A 485-nucleotide genomic window follows, 5' to 3' on the forward strand; every position below is an offset into this window, starting at 1 on the left:
TGACCCTGGTCGAGCAGCTTGCGGAACATCTCGACGCCCGTGACGGTCGTCTTCTGCACCGGACGGATACCGACGATTTCGATTTCTTCGCCGACCTTGATGATGCCGCGCTCGATACGACCGGTCACAACCGTGCCGCGGCCCGAGATCGAGAACACGTCTTCGACCGGCATCAGGAATGCCTTGTCGACATCACGCTCCGGCTCCGGAATCCAGGTGTCCAGCGCTTCGACCAGCTTCAGGATCGCCGGCACGCCGATGTCGCTCTGGTCGCCTTCCAGCGCCAGACGGGCCGAGCCGTGGATGATCGGGGTGTCGTCGCCCGGGAACTCGTACTTCGACAGCAGCTCACGGACTTCCATCTCGACCAGCTCGAGCAGCTCGGCGTCGTCGACCATGTCGGCCTTGTTCAGGAACACGACGATGTACGGCACGCCGACCTGACGCGACAGCAGGATGTGCTCGCGGGTCTGCGGCATCGGGCC

At 63.9% G+C, this 485-nt stretch carries 1 protein-coding gene; it reads right to left on the reverse strand.

All coding sequences use genetic code 11. The features are described 5' to 3' along the window. Positions 1-485: GTP-binding protein (locus tag AC3A4E_RS17265; RefSeq protein ID WP_487632712.1), on the reverse strand; the 485-nt coding region annotated here is incomplete at both ends.

This window comes from Luteimonas sp. Soil_N_1 (genome assembly GCF_057656255.1).